Origin of the sequence: Marinifilum sp. N1E240 (assembly GCF_009295825.1) — a bacterium.
Lineage (GTDB): Bacteria > Bacteroidota > Bacteroidia > Bacteroidales > Marinifilaceae > Marinifilum_A > Marinifilum_A sediminis.
In genome coordinates this window covers 334590-355353 of sequence record NZ_WHKF01000001.1, presented here as the reverse complement: position 1 = coordinate 355353, position 20764 = coordinate 334590, and the positions used below count along the sequence as shown (strand labels likewise).

At 34.7% G+C, this 20764-nt stretch carries 19 protein-coding genes; 12 read left to right on the top strand and 7 right to left on the bottom strand.

Annotated elements, in window-relative coordinates; genetic code table 11:
• The first annotated feature begins 170 nt into the window (after window positions 1-170).
• From purE to GCQ56_RS01455, 4 genes are all read left to right on the top strand, one after another.
• A complete protein-coding gene (purE, locus tag GCQ56_RS01470) occupies window positions 171-677 on the top strand; it encodes a 5-(carboxyamino)imidazole ribonucleotide mutase (RefSeq protein ID WP_152732619.1) in 507 nt (168 codons plus the stop codon).
• Between the two features lie 236 nt (window positions 678-913).
• Window positions 914-1726 (top strand): hypothetical protein, encoded by an 813-nt coding sequence (locus tag GCQ56_RS01465; protein ID WP_152732618.1) that lies wholly within the window; start codon window positions 914-916, stop codon window positions 1724-1726.
• A gap of 9 nt (window positions 1727-1735) precedes the next feature.
• The gene (locus GCQ56_RS01460; protein ID WP_152732617.1) at window positions 1736-3769 is read left to right on the top strand and encodes a helix-hairpin-helix domain-containing protein; all 2034 of its coding nucleotides are present in this window, start codon (window positions 1736-1738) and stop codon (window positions 3767-3769) included.
• 61 nt (window positions 3770-3830) lie between these two features.
• Complete coding sequence (locus GCQ56_RS01455; protein ID WP_152732616.1) at window positions 3831-4304, top strand: PaaI family thioesterase; 474 nt, start codon at window positions 3831-3833, stop codon at window positions 4302-4304.
• 3 nt (window positions 4305-4307) lie between these two features.
• Here GCQ56_RS01455 and GCQ56_RS01450 read toward each other — a convergent pair whose 3' ends face one another.
• Complete coding sequence (locus GCQ56_RS01450; RefSeq protein ID WP_152732615.1) at window positions 4308-5213, bottom strand: RluA family pseudouridine synthase; 906 nt, start codon at window positions 5211-5213, stop codon at window positions 4308-4310.
• Between the two features lie 357 nt (window positions 5214-5570).
• Between GCQ56_RS01450 and ybaK the strand changes: the two genes are divergently transcribed.
• From ybaK to GCQ56_RS01425, 5 genes are all read left to right on the top strand, one after another.
• Window positions 5571-6062, top strand: coding sequence for a Cys-tRNA(Pro) deacylase (ybaK, locus tag GCQ56_RS01445; protein ID WP_152732614.1), 492 nt, complete (start codon window positions 5571-5573; stop codon window positions 6060-6062).
• Window positions 6056-6694 carry an HAD family hydrolase gene (locus GCQ56_RS01440; protein WP_152732613.1) on the top strand — a complete coding sequence of 213 codons (639 nt, stop codon included), beginning with the start codon at window positions 6056-6058 and terminating at the stop codon, window positions 6692-6694. Before ybaK ends, GCQ56_RS01440 begins: the two co-directional genes overlap by 7 nt.
• A gap of 56 nt (window positions 6695-6750) precedes the next feature.
• Window positions 6751-7422 carry a DUF5020 family protein gene (locus GCQ56_RS01435; protein WP_152732612.1) on the top strand — a complete coding sequence of 224 codons (672 nt, stop codon included), beginning with the start codon at window positions 6751-6753 and terminating at the stop codon, window positions 7420-7422.
• Window positions 7423-7496: 74 nt separating this feature from the next.
• Complete coding sequence (locus GCQ56_RS01430) at window positions 7497-8819, top strand: NCS2 family permease (RefSeq protein WP_152732611.1); 1323 nt, start codon at window positions 7497-7499, stop codon at window positions 8817-8819.
• Window positions 8820-9075: 256 nt separating this feature from the next.
• The gene (locus tag GCQ56_RS01425) at window positions 9076-9924 is read left to right on the top strand and encodes a hypothetical protein (RefSeq protein WP_152732610.1); all 849 of its coding nucleotides are present in this window, start codon (window positions 9076-9078) and stop codon (window positions 9922-9924) included.
• A gap of 145 nt (window positions 9925-10069) precedes the next feature.
• Here the strand turns inward: GCQ56_RS01425 and GCQ56_RS01420 are convergent, their stop codons facing one another.
• The 4 genes from GCQ56_RS01420 to lipA form a co-directional block, all read right to left on the bottom strand.
• Entirely contained in the window at window positions 10070-11302 is a 1233-nt protein-coding gene (locus tag GCQ56_RS01420) for a uracil-xanthine permease family protein (RefSeq protein WP_152732609.1), read from the bottom strand.
• Between the two features lie 213 nt (window positions 11303-11515).
• Complete coding sequence (gene recJ / locus GCQ56_RS01415; RefSeq protein ID WP_152732608.1) at window positions 11516-13225, bottom strand: single-stranded-DNA-specific exonuclease RecJ; 1710 nt, start codon at window positions 13223-13225, stop codon at window positions 11516-11518.
• A 23-nt stretch (window positions 13226-13248) separates the two neighbouring features.
• Window positions 13249-13953: a lipoyl(octanoyl) transferase LipB gene (gene lipB, locus GCQ56_RS01410; RefSeq protein ID WP_152732607.1), complete on the bottom strand. Its 705-nt coding sequence runs from the start codon at window positions 13951-13953 to the stop codon at window positions 13249-13251.
• Window positions 13946-14824 carry a lipoyl synthase gene (gene lipA, locus GCQ56_RS01405; protein ID WP_152732606.1) on the bottom strand — a complete coding sequence of 293 codons (879 nt, stop codon included), beginning with the start codon at window positions 14822-14824 and terminating at the stop codon, window positions 13946-13948. The genes lipB and lipA overlap by 8 nt, the downstream gene beginning before the upstream one ends.
• 421 nt (window positions 14825-15245) lie before the next feature.
• Between lipA and lysS the strand changes: the two genes are divergently transcribed.
• The 3 genes from lysS to GCQ56_RS01390 all read left to right on the top strand — a co-directional run bounded on the left by lysS (window position 15246) and on the right by GCQ56_RS01390 (window position 19630).
• Complete coding sequence (gene lysS, locus GCQ56_RS01400; RefSeq protein WP_152732605.1) at window positions 15246-16967, top strand: lysine--tRNA ligase; 1722 nt, start codon at window positions 15246-15248, stop codon at window positions 16965-16967.
• A gap of 128 nt (window positions 16968-17095) precedes the next feature.
• Complete coding sequence (locus GCQ56_RS01395; protein ID WP_152732604.1) at window positions 17096-18091, top strand: NAD(P)H-dependent glycerol-3-phosphate dehydrogenase; 996 nt, start codon at window positions 17096-17098, stop codon at window positions 18089-18091.
• Window positions 18092-18289: 198 nt separating this feature from the next.
• Window positions 18290-19630, top strand: coding sequence for a glucose-6-phosphate isomerase (locus GCQ56_RS01390; RefSeq protein ID WP_152732603.1), 1341 nt, complete (start codon window positions 18290-18292; stop codon window positions 19628-19630).
• A gap of 34 nt (window positions 19631-19664) precedes the next feature.
• Here GCQ56_RS01390 and GCQ56_RS01385 read toward each other — a convergent pair whose 3' ends face one another.
• Both GCQ56_RS01385 and GCQ56_RS01380 read right to left on the bottom strand, forming a co-directional pair.
• On the bottom strand, window positions 19665-19970 hold the full coding sequence (locus GCQ56_RS01385; protein ID WP_152732602.1) for a hypothetical protein: 306 nt from the start codon (window positions 19968-19970) through the stop codon (window positions 19665-19667).
• A gap of 106 nt (window positions 19971-20076) precedes the next feature.
• Window positions 20077-20757 (bottom strand): hypothetical protein, encoded by a 681-nt coding sequence (locus GCQ56_RS01380; protein WP_152732601.1) that lies wholly within the window; start codon window positions 20755-20757, stop codon window positions 20077-20079.
• Window positions 20758-20764 lie beyond the last annotated feature (7 nt).

Below are 20764 nucleotides of genomic sequence, written 5' to 3'. Positions count from 1 at the left end.
AAAAAAATGTTTCAATTCCAATGTGCAACATACATATTTTTTTTTCAATTTTACGCTTCAAAAGAAGCGACTAATGCAAGTTCACAATTTGGAGTTAAAACAATTCCTGATTTTGCTGCAAAAGTACAATTTTTTGTCATTTTATTTATTAAATCCACGAATAAAACCACATGAAAGCGAAAGTTAGTATTATTATGGGCAGTACATCCGATCTGCCAGTGATGGAGAAAGCAGCCAAAGTGCTTAATGATTTTAAAATTCCATTTGAAATCAATGCATTATCTGCACACAGAACTCCTGCGGAAGTTGAAAAATTTGCGAAAAACGCAAAAGATAACGGAATCCAAGCTATTATTGCCGGAGCGGGTATGGCAGCACACCTACCAGGCGTAATTGCAGCCATGACTTCAATTCCTGTAATTGGAGTGCCTATTAATGCATCACTTGATGGAATGGATGCATTATTGAGTATTGCACAAATGCCTCCTGGAATTCCTGTTGCAACAGTTGGAATTAACGGAGCAATGAATGCAGGTATTCTTGCAGCTCAAATGTTAGCTGTTGGTGATGAAGAATTACAAAAAGCGGTTATTGATTTTAAAGAAGGTTTAAAGGAAAAAATCGTTAAAGCCAACCATGAATTGTCTACCGTGAAATATGATTTCAAGACAAACTAAGAAACAATATAAAATACTTTAAAAAAAATCTGCAGATCATTATGATTTGCAGATTTTTTGTTTTAATTTAATACTTCGAGTTTGTTATTTTTATAATGAGTTTATTTTCAATAAATAAAAAGAACAAATTCTAAAACAAATTAACAGCAACCAGGTAGTAGTATTTTTCGCTACTATGTGACATAAATTCTTCTCAGAGCACTAATTGTAAAGTAATATTTTTCATCTGTGATACTATGAAAACTTTATTTCTTTTATGTGCGCTTTTGACACCTATTCATCTTTTAGCTTCTAATGATAATCGTCCGGCAGGTGCACGATCAGATGCTATGGGAAAAGCTTCTGTTGCACTTTTCGGTACATGGTCAGGCTTCCACAATCAGGCAGGTTTAGCTCTTCTCAAAAAAAAATCGTTTGGAGCATACTACGAAAATCGATTTGAAAGCGAAGAATTAAGCACAAAAGCGTTTTGCTTTAACCTTCCTTCGAAATTAGGAACATTTTCGTTGAACTACACACAATTTGGCTTCAACCTGTACAAAGAATCGAAAATTGGAATTGCTTATGCGCGTGCACTTGGAAAACATTTTTGGGCAGGAATCCAATTCGATCAAATACGCAAAGATTTAAATTCAGAATATGGCTCTCAAACCAAGTACACTTTCGAATTGGGACTACTTGCAGAAATTTTCCCCGACTTTCATTTAGGCTTCCATCTTTTCAATCCTACGCAAGAAAAATTTACCACATGGGATTACAACGACGAAATTCCAACAATAACTAGATTAGGTTTCTCCTGGAAGTTATCAAACGGTGCCGTAATAAGTTCTGAAATTTTAAAAGATTTAAATCACGATTTTCAACTTAAAGGTGGAATCGAATATCCAGTAAGTGAAAAATTCTTTATTCGAGTAGGTGCTTACAACCATCCAAACTCAGTAAGCATGGGCTTAGGCTTTAACTTCTCACCCATTAAAGCAAATATATCATTCTCTCGCCATCCTGTTCTAGGTAACACTCCATCTGCAGATTTAAGTTTCAAATTTTAGCAAAAACCCATGAGCTTATTTTTTAGAATATCAATAATTACTTTATTTGTTTTCATAAGTCTGCAATCATCATCACAAACTGCAAAGCAAATCGATTTAATCGAAAATATTATTGAAAACATAGCCGAAGAAAATGAAGAAAATCTTGATTACACTAATCTTTTGGAAGAAATAACTCTACTTATTAACGATCCTATAAATTTAAATACTGCAGAACGAGATGATCTTTTACGATTGTACTTTCTCAACCAAAATCAAATTGATAATTTGATGAAATACAAAAGAAATAGCGGTGAAATCTATAGTCTCTACGAATTGCAACTCATTCCTGGTTTTTCATTCGAACTAATTAAAAACATTGAGCCTCTCATTTGTTTAAAATTGGATTCCAAGCAAATTCAAATCAGAAAAAAAGCACAGCATATCGCATTTTTAAAAAGTGAATACACATTTGAAAAGGAAAAAGGCTACAATACAGACAATGCCAATTCTAAATATCAAGGGAATGCTTGGAAGTACTATACCAGATTACAATCGAAAATTCCTAATAAAAGCTTAGAGTATGGCATTACTGCAGAGAAAGATAAAGGAGAAGCTTTTTTCGAAAAAAGCAATGATAAAGGATTTGACTTTTATTCTGCACATTTACAAATAAAAAAATCCGGATTTTTTAAACAAATAAACATTGGTGATTACCAAGTGAAATTTGGACAAGGATTAAGTTTATGGTCGGGGTTAGGAGGTGGAAAATCATCTTTCACCACACAAAATGCACGAAAATATCAAGGAATACGCGGATACAAATCTACGGATGAAAACAAATTCCTAAGAGGTCTCTCTCTTATTTTAAATCCAACAAAAAAAGTAAAACTTGCTCTTTTTGCTTCATCAAAAAAAATTGATGCAAGTACCGATATTGACACAACAAGTACTTTCGCTTCAAGCATTGTTAATACAGGATTTCACAGAAATTTAAATGAAATTGACAAAGAAGATCAAGTAAAAGAAAAAATATTTGGTTCCTATCTCATTTTAAATCTAAAAAATATTGAAACGGGAATATCCTATTTACAGTATAGCTATTCACCAGAAGTAAGCATAAACGAGGATCCTTATGCAGTTCACAATTTCAGTGGAAAAAACAATTCCATTTTAAGTTTCACATATCAGACTCAAGTTAATTCTATTCATCTTTATGGAGAAGCAGCCAAAAGCAAATCTGGTGGAACGGGAATATTACAAGGAGCCAATATACAGGTTCACCCACAACTAAATCTTGAAGCTATTTACCGAAAATACGATGAAAACTATCACGCACATTACTCCAATTCCTTCTCGGAACAAACTCGTTCGCAAAACGAAGAAGGTATCTATTTAGGTTTAGATTTTCATCCTCTTCCCAAATGGACAATTAAAGCTTATTACGATCAATTTTGGTTTCCCTGGTTAAGATACTCTGTCGATTCTCCAAGTGACGGTCATGAATACTTTTCACAAATTGAATTTACTCCGAACGAGAAAGTATCGATTTATTTCAGGTTTAAACAAGAAAATAAAGCAGAAAACTATACCGACGAAACAGTAAAGTATCCTTTAGAAATCCAAAAGAATCAATATCGATTGCATCTTAGTGCGAAACCCGCATCAAACTGGGAAATCAGAAACAGAGTGGAATTTTCTCAATTCAAAAAGAATAATTTAAACGAAAATGGCTTTTTAATTTATCAGGACATCATTTACCGCTTTCCACAAGTACCATTGCGCCTTAGCATGAGATATGCATTATTCGACACCGATTCCTACGACACCAGAATATATGCTTACGAAAACGACGTTTTATATGCATATTCTGTACCTGCATATTATTTAAAAGGGAGTAGGTTTTACATTAATCTGAATTATAAAATTGATGAAAAATTCAGTTTGTATACTCGCTATTCACAAACCAAATATCAGAATGTGGAAAGTATTGGTTCCGGCACTTCCGAAATTACTGGTAACACCAAGTCTGAACTTAAAATTCTTTTAAGAATTAAATTTTAATTCACCTCTGTTTTCATTTCAACATTCCTTTTGTACATTCGAATGCTGAAAAAATTATATCATGAAAAAAATTATCAATCCATATAAGTCGACCGAAAACGGAAAATGTTTCGGCTGTTCGCCAGATAACGAGCAAGGTTTACAAATGCAGTTTTTTGAACAGGATGAATACATCATATCCGAATGGGATCCAAAATCGCATTTATCAGGATTCAAAAATATTTTACACGGTGGAATACAAACCACAATACTAGACGAAATTGCCTGTTGGGTAGTGTTCGTAAAGTGCCAGACTGCAGGAGTTACCACTGCATTAAATGCAAAATTTAAAAACTCTGCCTTTACCGATAAAGGAAAGTTAACCGTACGAGCAAAATTAATTTCTCAGGAGAGAAAATTTGCCAATATTCATGCAGAAATTATTGGTTCCGATGGAAAAGTTTGCTCCGAAGCTGAAGTTCAATACATGATTTTTCCACAAGCATTGGCAATTAAAAAATTCGAATATCCGGGAATAGAAGCTTTTTATGAGTAAAATTTAAAGCGCTTCAGTTTCCGATTTGTACTTTTCCCATCGCTTCTCCTCCATATCCATAAATCGACCAAATTTATAAGGAGGATCGATGGAAATATTCATCTCTTCTTCAGATTCTGGATGTGTAAATTGTAATCCTGCCGCGCAAAGAAACAATCCTTTTCCTCGTAAAATTTCACCTTCAGTTCCATACAATTTGTCACCCAGAATAGGATTTCCCAATCCAGCCATATGAATTCTAAGTTGATGTGTTCTTCCTGTTTCTGGATAAAGGTGTACCATACTTAAAAATTTGTTTCGAATCGAAGGTGTTTTTTTCACCAATTCAAAAGTACTTATCGCATCTTTATCATCCACCTGCATATCTATTTTACCCTTATTAGGGAGCGCACCAATCACAACTGCACAATATCTTTTTTTCACTTTTCTATTCTCAAACTGTTTTCCCAAATGAGCTGATGCTTCAGCAGTTTTAGCTATAAGCAGAAGTCCACATGTTGGACTATCAATTCGATGAACCGGACGAAAAACAGGCAATGCATTTTTCCTCATCGAAGGTCTTAAATTAAATGGCAAAGCATTTTTAATCGTTTTAAACTGATTTCCACTTACCGAAATTCCACCTGGCTTATTTACCACAGCTATATAATCATCTTCGTAAACTACCTCCAGAGGTAATTCGTAAATTTTACTTGGTGGCAATTCCAAATCGTACAATTCTATTCGAAAGCCACTTTTTATCCACAAACCAGTTGAAGCCTCCAAACCATTAACATGAATCATTCCGCGCTTTATGGCTTTTTTTACTCCCTGAAATGAAGAAATACTTGCGAATATATTTGGAGCATAATCTTGTAATCTGACGTTTTCTACTCCTTCTGGAACTATATGAGCTTCGATTAATTTCACGATTTTAACTTAAAAAATGATTTGCAAATATAAGATAAGACAAAATCATTAAAAAAATTATCAGAATTGGTTTCCTGTAAATTTCAAACAGATAATAATAAATTGATATTTGCAGGAATACCAACATTTTAAAGCTTAATTTTAATTCATTAAAAATTAAAACTACACCTTACAAAAGCATACGCAAACCTTTTAAATTGGGAATTTAAAAAATATTTTTCTTCGCATTGAGCAGAAAATATTTTGTAGTTTAAAATTTTTACTAATTTTGCCGCTCATTAAAAAAGATCATCTGGGAAACTGGTAATTCCCGATACGAAAACAAAAGTTTTCATTATCGGGCCAAAAAACGAAAGGATGAAGAAAACAAATGCAGCTCGCATTTTAGATCGGGCAAAAATAGAATATGAGATAATCGACTACGACGTGGATCCAATAGAATTGGGTGCTGAACGGGTGGCCGAAAAAACTGGACAACATATTCAACACATATACAAAACTCTTGTACTTTCCGGAGATAAAACGGGAGTTATTGTTGCCTGCATACCTGGTTCATCCGAACTCGACCTTAAATCCATTGCACAAATTAGTAAGAACAAAAAATGTGCTATGGTTCCCATGAAAAATATTCAAGAAATTACTGGTTATATCCGGGGAGGTTGCTCTCCATTAGGAATGAAAAAAGATTTCCCATTGTTTATGGATGAATCTGCCTACAGTATGGAGTATATTTTAATTAGCGCCGGACTAAGAGGTAAGCAAATCAAAATAAATCCTAAAGATCTAAAATCAGTAACCAATGCAGTTGTTAGTCTAATCTCAAATCCAAAATCAGAAACAACATGTTAGATTGTAAAGCTATAATTTGGGATTACAACGGAACTCTTCTAAACGATTTATCGATAGGTGTAGAGTGCATAAACAGAATGCTTACCAAAAGAGGCTTGCCATTACTAACAACCGAGAGTTATCGTGATGTATTTACTTTTCCTGTAAAGAAATATTACGAACTGGTTGGTTTTGACTTTAACACTGAAGATTGGGATAAAGCTGCCAATGAATTTATAGATCATTATACATCACTATTGCCTGAATCAAGTATTTTTCCTGAAGCAATGCAATTACTTTCTCATTTTTCGACAAATGGCAAAAAGCAATTCATTCTATCGGCAATGGAGCAAAACATGCTAAATCAATCAACCCAAACTGAAAATATTAGAAAATATTTCGACGAAATTTCTGGTATTGATAACATATATGCAAGCTCTAAAATTGAAAACGGATTAAAGCTGATAGAAAATCACCAGCTACAAGCAGATGAAGTTTGCCTTTTAGGGGATACAACTCACGATTACGAAGTTGCAAAAAAGCTGGGGTGCCAATGTATTTTAGTTGCCGCGGGTCATCAATCAATCGATAAATTAATGCAAACTGGTTGTCCAAAGGTGGTCAACCATTTAAACGATATAATACAGAACTAAACAACCATTTATTTATATTTCACTTTTATTTTCTACTAAACAATCATTTTTAAATTATGAAAAAACTTATTGTAATCTTCGCTGTTCTTGTTTCATTTGCTGCTAGCGCACAAAATCTTCAGTTACACCGTGATTTTGATAGAGGTCATTTTACGACAACTTTTGAAATGTTCAAAATGGACAAATGGGGTAACACATTTACTTTTATCGATTTTGATTACGATTCAGAAAACGGAATTAACCAAGGATATTTCGAGATTGCTCGTGTATTGAAAACAGAAAAAATGCCTATTGGTTTACACATTGAGTACAATGGTGGTGTTGGAAACGCTGAAACTGCAATTGGTGATTTTGGTTATACCATTAACGATGCATGGATTTTCGGTTTAAACTACGCTAAAGGTGGTGCAAAAAGTGGTTTCTCTACTTATGCAGGTTACAAAGCAATTAAAGATGCTGGAAAAGCTAACTTCCAAATTACTGGAACATGGTATGTTAACTTCTTTGATGGCAAAATGACATTCTCAGGTTTTGCTGACCTTTGGTCAGAAAATTGTGATGAAGATGCAGTAGGTGTTTCTGACGAGTTAGTATTCCTTACTGAGCCTCAGTTATGGTATAATGCTACTAAAAATCTTTCAATTGGTAGTGAGATTGAAATCTCGAACAACTTTGCAGGTGACGATTTCGAAGTTCGTCCAACTTTAGCTGTAAAGTGGAATTTCTAATATTTGATTTCATACAATAAAAATATAGTTGCTTGGCATATAACAATTGCCAAGCAACACCAACACAAACAACCATGTTAGATAAATTTTTTAATATTACCGGGCTAGGCTCAACCATGAAGACAGAAATTGTCGCTGGTTTGACAACCTTTGCAACAATGGCTTATATTTTAGCCGTTAATCCATATTTTCTTTCCGTTGCTGGTATGGATTATGGAGCAGTAATGACAGCAACTGCGCTATCGGCAGTAATTGCTACTTTGGTTATGGCTCTGGTAGCAAAATTACCATTTGCATTGGCTCCAGGAATGGGATTAAATGCATTTTTTGCTTTCACCGTTTGCGGTGTAATGGGATGTAGTTGGCAGTTGGCTTTAACTGCCGTACTTGCAGAAGGTATTATCTTCCTTTTATTAACATTCTTTAATGTTCGTGAAGCAATTATCAACTCCATTCCTAAAAACATTAAGCACGCCATTTCGGTAGGTATCGGTCTATTTATTGCCTTTATTGGATTAGCTCACCAAGATGTTGCTATTATTGTACAAGGTCAGGGAATCCCTGTTCACATGGGTAACCTTCATGCTCCAGGTGCACTACTTTGTATTGCGGGTATCATCATTATTGGTGTACTTCATATTCGTAAGGTAAAAGGTGCTATCCTTATCGGATTATTACTTGTTACAGTTCTTGGATTAATTCCTGGTTTAGGCGTTACTAGTCTTCCTAAAGATGGAAGTATTGTAAGTCTTCCTCCATCATTAGAGCCTATCTTCTTTAAGTTTGTAGGTTGGGACGAGATCTTATCTTGGAAATTTGTAACCATCCTATTTGTATTCCTTTTTGTTGATATGTTTGATACTGTCGGAACTCTTGTAGGTGTTGCTTCAAAAGCTAACATTCTAACAGAAGAAGGTAAAGTTCCTCGTGCAAAACAAGCTTTATTAGCTGATGCTGTAGGAACAACTGCAGGTGCTATGTTGGGAACATCAACTGTTACAACTTACGTTGAAAGTGCTGCTGGTGTTGCCGAAGGTGGTAAAACAGGTATGACATCCCTTACTGTTGCTATCATGTTCTTTTTAGCATTGTTCTTTACACCATTATTTACAATGATTCCAGCTGCAGCTAGTTCTTCAGTATTAGTAATCATAGGTATTTTCATGATGAGCCCAATCACAAAAATTAATTTTGATGATTATTCGGAATTCATTCCTGCTTTCCTTACCATGATTATGATGCCATTTACGTATAGTATTGCGGAAGGTATTGCTTTTGGTATGCTTTCATATGTAGTCCTAAAAGTACTTACTGGTAAATACAAAGACCTTAACATTGCAATGATTTGTATCGCTATTTTATTTGTAATAAAGTACGTTTATAATATTGGTGAGTAATTATTACAACTTTGTTTATTATTAAATTCTATTTCGTTTAAGTGATGATTTTCGAATAGAATTTTCCATATTCAACGCCCCTTTCCACAAATGTGGAAAGGTTTTTTTATTTTTGAATGATTTTAAATCAAAAACAATTGTGAAATTCTTATCATCAATTAATCCTTATTCATGCTGATTATAAGTTTATTCATCCAAACTTTTCTTCATATACTTTCGTAGAAGTGAACAAGTTGTATCCGATAATTAGAGAGATATGAGAGCAGGAAAGGGATTATGCTACATAGTAGCAGTTATATTACTTTATTCATCATGTGATTCATCAGAGCATGAACTTGATGTAAAAATTACCAACTCAGTTAATATTGAAGAAAATGCAATGATTAACTGCATTTTGGAGAGCATCACAAATGAAGTGGAATTTAGTCTGCTAAACCCTGTTTCAAATGAGAATTTAGAAAAAGATTCAATACCTACAATAAAAGTAAGCCAAAACGGCTCACAAGATGATAGCAAAAATATGCTGATCGACTATGGTACAAGTAACCAAATTGATTATCTGGGGCATTTGAAAAGAGGTAAAATTTACAGTGAAATATCTGGTGATATTACAACAGCACAAAGCATACAATTAATCTATTTCGATGAATTCTATATTAATGATCTTAATATTACCGGACAGATAGAAATTCAAACAATTGGTTTTAATAGTAACAACTGTCTTTGTTTTGATATTACCTATGACAATATCAAATTTGTATCTAAATCAGGTAAAACATACACTGTAAACGGAAACAAAACAAAAGAATGGATTCGAGGATTCGAAACTCAGGAATACCTTTGGGATGATATATTTCTTGTAAACGGCTTTTTATCTGGAATCAATTCTGAAGAAAGAAATTACACTGCTGAAATTACCAGCCCTCTAGTTGTTACTCATTCTTGTGAATTTATAAGTGAGGGAGAAATTTCTTTTGTGGTAGAAAAGGAAAAAAGTATTTACAATTTTGGTGAAGGAAAATGTGACAATAAAGGTTTTTTTACTAGAAATGGTGAGCAGTCTAATTTTGAATTTGGACGTTATGAATTTAGATACGATAAGTAAATAATCTCTACTTTAGCACCAATAAAAATTAAAAAAGCCCCTAAAAGGGGCTTTATATATAAAAGGGATGTTAAACCTAAATCGAAATCTAGATTAACAGAATCAAATTTAATCATTTTTGAACAAAATAATTAATTTAAATTAATTATTCTACTTTACTTCCTTTAATAGGTGTTGACTTATCCGGTAAAATAAGATTTAAAATAACTCCTACAACTGATGCTAGACCAATACCTGCAAGAGAGAAGTTTCCGTATGTTATTTGAGCACCACCTATACCTACAGTTAAAACAATAGAAACAATTACTTGATTTCTTGTTTTTGAAAAATCCGTTTTTGCATCGATTAATGTTTTAATTCCAATTCCTGCAATCATACCAAAAAGTAGTAACATGATTCCACCTAAAACTGCTTGAGGAATTGTTTTTAAGAATGCACTAACTTTTCCAATCATCGAAAATACAAGTGCTGTAATTGCAGCAATTCTTAATACTCGGGGATCAACAACCTTAGTTAAAGCAATTGCACCTGTAACTTCTGAATAAGTTGTATTTGGAGGTCCACCAAAAAAACCTGCAAAAGCAGTAGCCACACCATCTCCCAATAAAGTTCTGTTCAAGCCTGGTTTTTTAACAAACTCTTTGTTTGCGACACCTCCAATAGCATACATATCTCCCACATGCTCAATAATTGGAGCAAAAGCAACAGGAATCATATAAAGAACTGCACTCCAATTTAATTCTGGACGAACAAATTCTGGTAAAGCAAACCAGGCAGCCTCTTTAATTGGTGTAAAATCAACCTGACCTAAAAATATCGAAACTGTATAACCAATAACAATAGCAGAAAAAATTGGGATTAGTTTCAAAATACCTTTAGTGTATACTACAATTAATACTGCAGTCAATAATGCAACTGATGAAATTATCCAATTGGTTTTTGCCATATTAACCGCTACTGGCGCTAATGACAAACCAATTAACATGATAACCGGACCAACAACAATTGATGGGAAAATTTTCTCTATTACTCTCAATCCCCAAAGTTTAATTACTCCGGAAAAAATTCCGTAAACCAAACCAACTGCAATCAAACCAGAGAGAGTTCCAGGTAAACCATACAATTGTGTTGCCGCAACTATCGGAGCTATAAAAGCAAAACTACTGCCTAAAAAAACAGGAACCATACCTTTTGTGATTAAATGAAAAATCAAGGTTCCGATTCCTGCTGTAAATAATGCGACCGCTGGGTCAATGCCAACTAATAGGGGGACTAAGACAGTTGCGCCAAATGCGACAAATAAAAACTGTACTCCCAGAATAATTCTTTTGGCGGGATTTTGAATACCCTGCTCTTTAGGATTTTGAAATAGGATCATAAAATGGATTTAAAAATTCACAAATTGGCGCAAAGATAATAAGGAAGTTGGAACTGGCAAATCTGAAAATCTCAATAAATCAACGCAAAGGAGTGCATAATCAACTATTCTATTAAGTATATCTTTAATAGAAGTAAACAGCTACAAATAAATATTTAGCTTATAAAGAAAAGGATCAATTCAAAATAGTGCAGAATGAGAGCTATTTTAGTTCTAAAATTTAATATCTCTAACCATTAGTTGAGTTTCTATCTTACCCATGTATTCATTTTCCTGAACTGAGTAACATACATCAAATTGTGCTCCACTAGCAATTTTCGGATATAGTTTACCCATGGAAAAAGCAATTCCTCCTTTAACATCTCCTTCTCGAATGTCATCGACAACAGAAAGTTTTAGATGTTCTTTATTACGACCAACTGGTCGACTATATCCGTAATCAACAACCTTCTCACTAATGAAAACAGGCGTCATATTTTTTGGTCCGAAAGGCTCGAACTGCTTTAATACCCTGTAAAATTTAGGCGTAATATCCGATAAACTAATATTTGCATCTACCTTAACTTGTGGAACCAACATATCATCTGTGATGTTATCACAAACATATTCTTCGAAACGTTGTTGGAATGCAGATACATTTTCAATTTTCATGGTTAATCCTGCGGCATACTTATGCCCACCAAAATTTTCCAGTAAATCGCTACATGCAGATATGGCATTGTACAAATCAAATCCATCTACCGATCGAGCGCTTCCTGTAGCAAAGCCATTCGATTCTGTAAGAATAACAGTTGGTTTGTAATAAGATTCAATCATTCTTGAAGCCACAATACCAATTACGCCTTTGTGCCAATTTCTATCGAATAATACCGTACTTTTTTTAGCAAGTAATGCCTTACTTTTTGCTACTCGATCTAAGGCATCATCAGTTATAGTGTGATCCAATTCTTTACGATCTTCATTTAGACCATTAATCGTATCACCTATAAGTGTAGCAGCTTCTTCCTTTTCAGCAATTAGAAGCTGTACAGCTCTGTTTCCTGATTGAATTCTTCCTGCTGCATTAATTCTTGGACCAATTTTAAAAACAATATCATTAACGCTTAGATGCTTTGTAACCCCAGCCAAATTCAATATGGTTTTTAAACCTAATCTCGGACTTTCATTCAGTTGCTTTAAACCGAAAAATGTCAATACTCTATTTTCTCCTGTAATTGGAACTATATCCGAAGCAATACTAACAGCTAATAAATCCAATAGAGGAGTTAGTGTTTCAAAATCCCAATTCTTTCTTTGGGCTAATCCTTGCATCAACTTAAAGCCAACTCCGCAACCTGATAATACATCACAAGGGTAATCACAATCCTTTCTTTTAGGATCAAGAACAGCAGCTGCTAGTGGCAATTCATCATCCGGAGTATGGTGATCGCAAATAATAAAATCAACACCCTTTTCTTTTGCATAAGCAATTTTCTCGATTGCCTTGATTCCACAATCAAGAGCAATTACCAAACTGAAATTATTCTCAGCTGCATAATCAATTCCCTTTATAGATACTCCATATCCTTCGGAATATCTATCAGGAATATAATAATCGATAAAATCGAAATGTGATTTCAGATAAGTATAAACTAATGCAACCGACGTGGTTCCATCCACATCATAATCACCATAAACCAATACTCGTTCTTGTTTCTCCATGGCTGTGGTCAATCGATCAATTGCCTCAGTCATATCTTTCATTAGGAAAGGATCATGCAGATCATCTAAGCTGGGACGAAAAAACGCCTTGGCACTTTCAAAACTTGTGACTCCTCTCTGAACTAACAGATTGGCTATCACTCGATCAACGCCCAATGATTTCATTAGTGCCTCGACCGTTTCGTCATCGCCTGGTTCGTTAATTACCCATCTTTTTTCCATAAACAAGAATTTAGCTAGCCAAATTAGTCAATTTCCAGCTTCATATCAAACAGTTTTGCGATATGATTTTTAAGATTATGTTTTACCTCTTCAATATCAAGCTCTTTGCCTAATTCTTTTTTCAAAGATGTAACTCCTTTATCGACAAAACCACATGGATTTATGTAATCAAAATATTTAAGATCGGTATTTACATTAAAAGCAAAACCATGCATACTAACCCAACGACTAACTCTAACTCCAATGGCACAAATCTTCCGTACACGTGGAGTTCCAACGTCTAGCCAAACCCCAGTTGCACCATCCAATCGGGTTCCTGTGATACCGTAATCAGCAATACAATTAATTACTGCTTGCTCAAGATTTTCGATATACAACTTAATTCCCATATCGTAGGTTTCTAAATTTAAGATTGGATAACCCACAATTTGTCCGGGACCATGATAAGTAATATCGCCACCACGATTGATTTTATGAAAACTTGCTTCTTTCGCTTGCAACTGCAACATATTCAAAAGCATATTCTGCTCTTTACCACTCTTACCTAAAGTGTAAACATGCGGATGCTCACAAAAAAGCAAATAGTTGTTGGAAAGATTTTTTTGGTCTTGAGGAAGATCAGCATTTGCCTGACGAGATTGCAATACTTCCTGAAATAAGTTCTCCTGATAATCCCAGGCTTCCTTATAGTCTATCGAGTTCAAGTCTCTAAAAATTGTCTTAATCATTTTTTAAAACCTGCTTTAAGTTTAACGCATTCACATGACGTTCTGCGTGATATGATGAACGAACAAGCGGTGTACTCTCTACAAAAGTAAATCCTTTTTCAAGTCCAACTTGCTCATATTTTTTAAATGTTTCAGGTGTAACATACTCTTGTACCTGAAGATGATTTCGTGTTGGCTGCAAATACTGACCAATAGTCATTACCTTAACTCCCACTGTCAACAAATCATCCATTACTTGGTATATCTCTTCTTCAGTTTCACCTAAACCAAGCATTATACCAGACTTAGCAACAATATCCGCATCTGAAATTTGTTTTAAAACCTTCAAACTAAGATCGTATTTAGCCTTGCTACGAACTTCACGTGTCAAACGACGAACGGTTTCCAAATTGTGAGAAATCACCTCTGGATTCTCGTTAATTACTCGCTGAATATCCTCTTCTTTTCCATTAAAATCAGGAATTAAAACCTCCAAAGTTGTTTCCGGAGACGTTTTTTTGATTTCTTTAATGGTATCAGCCCAAATTCCTGATCCACCATCTTCCAAATCATCACGATCTACGGAAGTAATAACCGCATGCTTTAATTTCATCAGTTTGATGGAACGAGCCAAACGAATGGGTTCCTTTGTATCAGCAGGAAGTGGTTTACCTGTTGGCACATTACAGAACTTACAAGCTCTTGTACAAATATTACCCAAAATCATAAAAGTTGCTGTTCCATTTCCCCAACACTCTCCTACATTCGGGCATTTTCCACTAGAACAAATGGTATGTAAGCCATGTTCCTGTACAATACCATTTACGTATGCATAATCGTCACCTTTTGGCAACTGTATCTTTAGCCAATCTGGCTTTCTTTTAATTTTCATTTCAGCTCTCCCTATTACAGCCAATAATCATTTTCAATTATTGATTATCAAGCTTTAAATTGTCTCAACAAAACAAGTTTGTAATAAAAAATCTAATTCATGCAAAGGTATTCGAAAGGATTAAAAAATTACTGAGATTCTACATGTTTTTGATTCAGTAGATAAAGCGCTCATTATTTTTATTCAATCTAAATACTCTCTGAATTTCATGCAATATTAAGAAATTAAAATCTTACAACAATGAGATTTCGAACTCTTATATCATTTTTAATGAATTCTTGTTTTTAAACCCCGCAAATCCTGATAATCAAAAGGAATAATTAAATTTTAAAATCTATTTTAAACTCAAATCTCCACTTGAATTCACATATTGCTCAGATTATTATATCTTTGCACCCGAATAAACTTTATTGAGATTAAGATGAATGCGTTAGAACTTAGTGAACAAGAGATCATTAGAAGAAATTCCCTAAAGGAAATGCAGAATTTGGGCATCAACCCTTTTCCTGCAGCACAATATCATGTAAATAATTATTCTGCAGATATTCTGAAAGACTTCGATCCTGAAAAGAAGAACCTTCAAGAGGTTTGTATTGCAGGTAGAATCATGAGCAGAAGAATCATGGGTAAAGCTTCTTTTATTGAACTTCAGGATTCAAAAGGAAGAATTCAGGTATATATTGCCAGAGATTCTATTTGCCCTGATGAGGATAAAACTCTTTACAACACTGTATTCAAAAAACTTTTGGATATTGGTGATTTTATTGGAATTAAGGGATACGTGTTTGTTACTAAAGTAGGGGAAACTTCTGTTCACACTACTGAATTGACTGTTCTTTCTAAATCAGTTCGTCCTCTTCCTATCGTGAAAGAAAAAGATGGAAAGGTATATGATTCTTTTAGTGATCCTGAATTGCGTTACCGTCAGCGTTACGTTGATTTGGTTGTAAATCCGGATGTAAAAGATGTTTTCTTGAAGAGAACTAAAATTATTAACTCAATGCGCGAGTTATTCAACAGCAAGGGATATCTTGAGGTTGAAACTCCAATCTTACAGGCAATCCCAGGTGGAGCGTCTGCTCGTCCATTCGAAACACATCACAATGCATTGGATATTCCATTGTATATGCGTATTGCGAACGAATTGTACCTTAAAAGATTGATCGTTGGTGGTTTTGATGGTGTTTATGAGTTTGCAAAAGACTTCCGTAACGAAGGAATGGACAGAACTCACAACCCTGAGTTTACAGTAATGGAAATCTATGTAGCTTATAAAGACTACAACTGGATGATGGACTTTACTGAGGAAATGATTGAAAAAGTTGCCTTAGATCTTCACGGAGAAACCAAACTGATGGTTGGTGATAAAGAAATCGATTTCAAGCGTCCCTTCAAGCGTATTTCTATGATTGATTCAATTAAAGAACACACTGGAATTGATATTAACGGAATGGATGAAGCTCAACTTCGTGATGTTTGTAAGCAGTTAAACATTGAAGTTGATGAAACTTTCGGAAAAGGTAAATTGATTGATGAGATTTTTGGTGAGAAGTGCGAAGGAAACTATATCCAACCTACTTTCATTACCGATTATCCTGTTGAAATGTCGCCTCTTTGTAAAAAGCACAGAGAAAATCCTGAGTTAACTGAGCGTTTTGAGTTGATGGTTAACGGTAAGGAAGTTTGTAATGCTTACTCTGAGCTGAATGACCCTATTGATCAGTTGGAAAGATTCCAGGAACAAATGAAATTGAGCGAAAAAGGTGACGACGAAGCAATGTTTATTGATATGGACTTTGTTCGTGCATTAGAATATGGTATGCCTCCTACATCAGGTATGGGTATTGGTATCGACCGTTTAACAATGTTGATGACCAACTCTCACTCTATTCAAGATGTTTTGTTCTTCCCTCAAATGAGACCAGAGAAGAAAGCTGCTGTTGATAGCGACGAAAAATTTATTGAATTGGGTATTGCTCAGGAATGGATGCCAATTATTCGTAAAGCAGGTTTCCAAACTGTTGAGGCTCTTAAGGAAGAGAAACATACAAAACTGCACCAAGACATTTGCGGTTGGAATAAAAAATTGAAGATGGGATTAAAGAATCCTAGCCAAGACGAAGTAAAAGAATGGTTAGCGTAAGCCCATTCTAATATTATAATATCACTATCGGAGGTTGGGAATTTTTCCCTTCCTCCGATATTTAGTAAATTAGAGATCTGTACCTTACTAAAACAGAATCTTTACACACCGAACTTATTAATACATTTATGAACGAATCGTCGAGAATTGCAATTATTGGAGGAGGTAGTTGGGCAACAGCAATCGCAAAAATCCTAATGGAGAATGTACAGGAAATTAACTGGTACATGCGTAACCCAGATACCATTAAACAATTCAAGCAATTAAGTCACAACCCTAGATATTTAACTGGTGTTGAATTCGAAATCGACAACATAAATTTCTACAACAATCTTGATGAGTTGGTTGAAAATTCAGATATTCTGATTTTTGCAATTCCTTCTGCATTCTTAAAAAATGCACTTCAGAAACTTACCGTTAGCTTAGAGGATAAATTTATAGTATCCGCTATTAAAGGTATTGTTCCTGATGAAAACAAGATTATCGGTGAATTCTTCAACGAAAAATACAATGTACCTATTGATAATGTAGGTGTTATTTCTGGACCTTGCCATGCCGAAGAGGTTGCAATGGAGCGCTTGTCCTATCTTACTATTTCATGTCAGGATACTAAGAAAGCTCGTTCTTTAGCGCTTAACTTAGAATGCCCATACATTAAAACTACGGTTACCGAAGACATTTATGGAACCGAATATGCAGCCGTTCTTAAGAATGTTGTTGCTATTGCAGCTGGGATTTGTCATGGTTTACGCTACGGCGATAATTTTCAGTCGGTGCTGATCTCGAATGCTATTCAGGAAATCAAACGATTTGTTGATACCGTTCATCCTATAACTCGCGACATTAAAAGTTCGGCTTATTTAGGAGACTTGCTTGTTACCTGCTATTCTCAGTTTAGTAGAAACCGTACATTCGGAACCATGATTGGAAAAGGATATACCGTAAAATCTGCTCAGTTGGAGATGCACATGATTGCCGAGGGATACTATGCTGTAAAATGTATCAAAGAAATTAACGATGAATACAATGTTCACATGCCAATTACAATGGCTGTTTACAATATTTTATATGAAAAGATTTCGCCAGCTATCGAAATCAAATTATTAACGGAAGATTTACGTTAGAGTAATTTTTTCGCTGTACTTTTATGAGTGTTGCATTGACATTTCACCAAAAACAACACTTTAAATACCAATTACATATTGGTATACTGCCAATAAAATATAACTTTTTAAATACAACTATTACATTTTAGTATTGTCTGATAATTGGAGGGGTATCGGTTCTGACAGTAATGATTTGTAAATCTTAACTAGTACAAAATGGAACACATTAAGTTGAACATCGAAAAATCTCTTGATTTTGTAAGCAAAGAAGAGGTTTTCAAGCATGAAGAAAACAGTAAAAAACATTTAACCTCCCTTCACGAAGGAACCGGGAAAGGAAATGACTATGTAGGTTGGGTTCAATTGCCTTCTCAGATTACAGACGCAGAATTGAATGACATCGAAGCTACAGCTAAGAAGTTAAAAGAAAAAGTTGAAGTTCTGGTTGTTGTTGGAATTGGTGGCTCTTACCTGGGAGCAAAAGCAGTTAACGACGCTTTAGCACACAGTTTCGATCAGCTAAACTCTGGCGATGAAAATCCACTTGTTCTTTACGCAGGGCAAAATATCAGTGAAGATTATCTTTACGAATTAACCGATATTCTTAAGAGTATCGAGTTTGGTATTTGCGTAATCTCAAAATCGGGAACTACTACCGAGCCTGCTATTGCATTCCGTTTATTAAAGGAAATGTTAGAAGAGCAAGTTGGTAAAGAAGAAGCTCGCGAAAGAATTGTTGCTATTACCGACGAATCGAAAGGTGCGCTTAGAACTTTAGCTACTCAAGAAGGTTACAAGACTTTTGTTATTGCCGATAATGTGGGTGGTCGTTACTCTGTATTAACTCCGGTTGGATTACTTCCAATTGCAGTTGCAGGTCACGATATTAAGGAGTTGGTAAAGGGTGCAAAAGCAATGCAGGACTATACTGTTGAAACCGCTTTTGAAGAAAACCCAGCACTATTATATGCTGCAACAAGAAATGCTTTATACGAAAAAGGAAAAGGCATTGAAATCTTAGCCAACTACAATCCTAAATTGCACAATGTTGCAGAATGGTGGAAACAATTGTATGGCGAGAGTGAAGGAAAAGAAAACAAAGGTATTTTCCCTGCTAGTGTCGATTTCACTTCTGATCTTCACTCAATGGGACAGTACATTCAGGAAGGACAGCGTAACATTTTCGAAACCGTAATTTCTATTGCCAAACCTAATCACACAGTTTATATTCCGGAAGACAAGAATAATCTTGACGGATTGAACTACTTAGCAGGAAAACGTGTTGACGAAGTAAATAAAATGGCTGAATTGGGAACTCAATTGGCTCACGTTGATGGTGGTGTTCCAAACTTGCACATCGAAATGCCTAAATTAAACGAATTCTACTTGGGTGAATTACTATATTTCTTCGAAATTGCTTGTGGAGTTAGTGGTTACATCTTAGATGTGAATCCTTTTGATCAGCCAGGAGTTGAAGCATACAAGAGTAATATGTTTGCTTTGCTTGAAAAGCCAGGTTTCGAAGCAGAAACTAAGAAAATTAAAGAGAGATTGTAATCTCAATCTTTATTAGATACATGAAAGACCAACATTACTGTTGGTCTTTTTTTATTTCTTCTAGAATCACTTCTTCTTTTAATTCTTTCTGCGCCATTTTTCGCATCCGGTATTTTTTTCCAATCAACTGCCCAAGAAAAAACGCACTCACCATTACAGGATAAGTGTAGAGTGCAAATCCCACCTCGAACAAATGCCTGAACAATACCACAAACGGAATGGGAGCGTGAATAGACACGAACCACATTACCGAAAATTTCTTGTACCCTTGCCTAATGTATCCAAAGGGTAAATTAAGCACTAAAGTTGCCAATGCTGCGAACAGTAAATTTAGTTCCATAATGAACGAATGTATTAATAATATTCCGAAGTGTGAATTGTGGTTTGATAAAAAGGTTTATCGCAACAAGAAATAATGCTGCTTTGTAATTCGATCAACTCACTTCTTAGGTTTTACGAACATGGGTAAGCAATTTGCAAAATTTATAATCGTTCATTTTTGATTTATTGTGAACTAAAACCAGTTTTCCTATTCTCGAAATCTCTGTTATGTAATTCCAAAGCCTTTCATATTCCCGATGATTTTTTGCAACCAATTCACTTCTTTCCATTGATTTTCCAATTTGGAATAAATTCAAGCGTGCTATATTATCTCGTAATTCAAAAATCTCTTTGAAGAGGTCATTTTTAAATCCTTTTGTTTGCAATGCCTCCAAATTGCCATTGATATTCTGTTCTACCACTTTTAAATTACTTAAAGCTCCTTCTACATTTCGAGCTTTCAATTGTTGTTTGCTTTTCCTAATACCAAAATCTGTTGAATGGACATTCATTGTACCATTTGCCATTTCGGCATAAGCCTGTACAAAATTTAATTTCATGTATATAATATCCATTTTATAGTATAACTCCTCGGTTACTTTTACTCTTTCAGAAGTAATTATTTTTGCAGGTATCAAATTGCGAACTTTTAGAATTTGCTCACTAACTTGACGAGAATATGCTGCATTAAATTTATCAGAAAACGCAAGAAATTCACTCCTATCATCATCTAAATAACACAAAAGCAGGTCTGCCACTACCGGTAGCTCCTCTAAACGAAATCTACTATATGATTTCTTCTTCATAAGAGTT